Source organism: Catenovulum agarivorans DS-2, from assembly GCF_000568405.1.
GTDB classification, from domain to species: domain Bacteria; phylum Pseudomonadota; class Gammaproteobacteria; order Enterobacterales; family Alteromonadaceae; genus Catenovulum; species Catenovulum agarivorans_A.
In genome coordinates, this window is sequence record NZ_ARZY01000092.1 from 1 (window position 1) to 1,322 (window position 1,322).

1 protein-coding gene is annotated in these 1,322 nt (G+C 41.5%); it reads right to left on the minus strand.

Annotated elements, in window-relative coordinates:
• Window positions 1-1,322 (minus strand): IS4 family transposase (locus DS2_RS19315; RefSeq protein WP_326979562.1); only part of this gene is annotated, 1,322 nt, incomplete at both ends.

Below are 1,322 nucleotides of genomic sequence, written 5' to 3' on the forward strand. Positions count from 1 at the left end.
GACTGGCATTTTCTTTTATAAGGGTATTTTGTCGGTTTTCTTCTCACTACTCTTGGATAGTGCCTATCAGGTACTCGGTCGGGAAGAACAAACAACCTAAGTGTAGTTAGTAACTCTTCATAGTAGAAAGGAAGCTTGCTTGCACTGTGTATTGGCGTAAACATGAAGAAGGCCACAACCTGACGCATACATTGACTAAAGCTTAGCTGAATTGGCAGTAACTCCTCGTCTTTAGTTGCATCAAGCATGATGATACGTATCAAGTTGTAAGCGAGTAGTAATCCCCATAACTCTTGGCGCACCATGTCCGGCTTTTTACTGCGTAGTGTGTGTTTGCAATGGTTCAAGCCCTGTTTTATTTCTCTAAACCCTAATTCAATTTCCCACCGCTTAGTATAAACTTCAGTTAATTCGTCGTATGGAAATCGAATAGGATCAATGAGGGAGCTGAGCACACGGTAGCTTTTTCCGTCAACCTTATACGTGGTCAACCTTGCAGAGATGGCGCTTGGTAACTCTTTATGCTTCTTTTTGGCTTGAGGGCTTGTGAATAAGGTCACTATTTCATCATTTTCACTGATGCTATGCTCTACTCGATACTGTAAATCTTTTCGAGCTGGTAACATCCAGTGGGTATTATCTCCTTGATTTTGCCATTGATAAAGCAGTCCTAGTGAGTAATAACCTCGGTCAAATAAGGTCAGTGAATTATCTGGTACGCTTGGTAATAGTCTTTGAGCTAAGCTCATTTCTCCTACACGACGAGAATCAAAGTTACAGTCTAAAAGTAAGTGGCTCGAAACTTCCATTAGACTGCACATTCGTATTTGAGGATAGCTAAGCTCACCATATTGATTACTATCACTGCCAAAAGCTTCTCGGTTTTCTTCATTATCATGAGTTCGGAAGCTAACCCCATCTACAGCGAGTAAATTGAGTCCACACCATTGCTCAAAAGGCTGACTGGAAAAAGTTTTTTGTGCGAGCAACTTAAATGTATGTTGGACGGCCTCGTAACCCAATCTCTGTCGCCCTTGAACTAGGGCACTTGGCGCAACAAGTTTACTTTTTCCAGGTAAAGATATGTCGAGTCTATTAGCTATATCCCAGACTGTTTCATTACGAAACAACCCCATTCCAATGACAGACCACATAACTGCCTCCAAAGGAAGTCTCCTGCGCCGAATGGTGGCAACACCCGCATGTTTAAATGCTTGTTCAAGTATGCTGGGATCAAGAATAGCTTTTAATTTTTCAAGCGTATTCACGTCATCCAAAAACGATGACATTTCTTCAAAATGCTGGGTAAGAGACATAAAAAA